We start from the raw sequence: 1,492 nt of genomic DNA on the forward strand, positions 1-1,492 counted from the left end.
TCATAGCCTAATTGCCCTGAATAGCCTGTCACTAAAATCTTCATTTATTTTCACCAAAGGTAAAATTATGATCAGCATCTTTTAGTAATGGTGCTTTTTCATCTTTCTCCGAAAGAACAGGCGTTATTTCTAGTGGCCATTCAATACCAATAGCGGGATCATTCCAAATGATGCCTCGATCACAATCTGGAGCATATAGATTGTCCACTTTATATTGCACTTCCACATCATCGGTAATCGTCATAAACCCGTGTGCGAAGCCTTGTGGAATTAATAATTGCTTTTTATTTTCAGCTGAAAGCTCGATTCCAAACCATTTGCCAAACGTTGGACTACCTTTGCGAATATCAACTGCCACATCATAAATAGCCCCTTTTGTACAACGGACTAATTTTGTTTGTGCTTTTGGATTTAATTGATAATGTAAGCCGCGAAGGGTTCCTTTTGTTGCGGAAAAAGATTGGTTATCCTGTACAAATGGAATATCGATTCCTGCTTTTTGAAAGCTCTCTTCGTTATATGTTTCCATGAACCAACCGCGATGGTCTCCGAATACCTTTGGTTCGACTACTTTTAGCCCTTCGATAAATGTTTCTGTAATTTGCATCCTTAAAGCACCTCAAATCTATTTAATATTTAATATCACCTTTTGCTACTTTTAATAAATATTGACCGTAACCAGTTTTGGAATAGAGATTTCCTTGTTCGATCAGGGAATCATTCGTAATCCAGCCATTGATATAACCAATTTCCTCTGGTGCTGCAATTTTGATTCCTTGGTGCTCTTCCACTGTACGAACAAAATTAGACGCCTCTAATAAACTTTGATGTGTTCCCGTATCTAACCAAGTATAGCCTCTGCCAAGTAATTCTACTTCTAATTCTCCAAGCTTTAAATAAGCTTCATTAATAGACGTAATTTCTAACTCCCCACGATGAGAAGGCTCTACATTTTTCGCAATGTCTACAACCCGGTTGTCATAGAAATATAATCCTGTTATCGCATAATTAGACTTAGGCACTTCTGGTTTTTCTTCCACACTCAACACCTTGCCATCTGCATTAAATTCTACTACTCCAAAACGTTCAGGATCTTGCACATGGTAGCCAAATACCGTTGCCCCTCTCTCTTTCTGAGCAGCACGTTGCAGAAGTTTTCTCATTCCACTACCATAATAAATATTGTCCCCTAAAATCATCGCAACAGAATCATCCCCAATGAATTCTTCGCCAATAATAAAAGCCTGCGCTAATCCTTCTGGCTTCGGTTGCACTTTATATTGTAGAGTGATACCAAATTGAGAACCATCACCAAGTAATACTTCAAATCGCGGTGTATCCTCTGGTGTAGAAATAATTAAAATATCTTTAATTCCCGCTAATAATAATGTAGAAAGTGGATAGTAGATCATTGGTTTATCATTAATAGGTAAAAGCTGTTTACTTGTCACTAAAGTAAGTGGATAAAGTCTTGTTCCACTTCCGCCAGCTA

Annotated in this window: 2 protein-coding genes; both read right to left on the reverse strand. The window is 37.7% G+C overall.

Features of this window, described 5'->3' with window-relative positions:
• Nucleotides 1-40: 40 nt before the first annotated feature.
• Nucleotides 41-607 (reverse strand): dTDP-4-dehydrorhamnose 3,5-epimerase, encoded by a 567-nt coding sequence (rfbC, locus tag RTL21_RS23175; protein WP_312099557.1) that lies wholly within the window; start codon nt 605-607, stop codon nt 41-43.
• Between the two features lie 22 nt (nt 608-629).
• On the reverse strand, nt 630-1,492 hold an 863-nt coding region (gene rfbA, locus RTL21_RS23180; RefSeq protein WP_312099559.1), incomplete at its 5' end, for a glucose-1-phosphate thymidylyltransferase RfbA.

Origin of the sequence: Niallia sp. (assembly GCF_031978665.1) — a bacterium.
GTDB lineage: Bacteria > Bacillota > Bacilli > Bacillales > Cytobacillaceae > Niallia.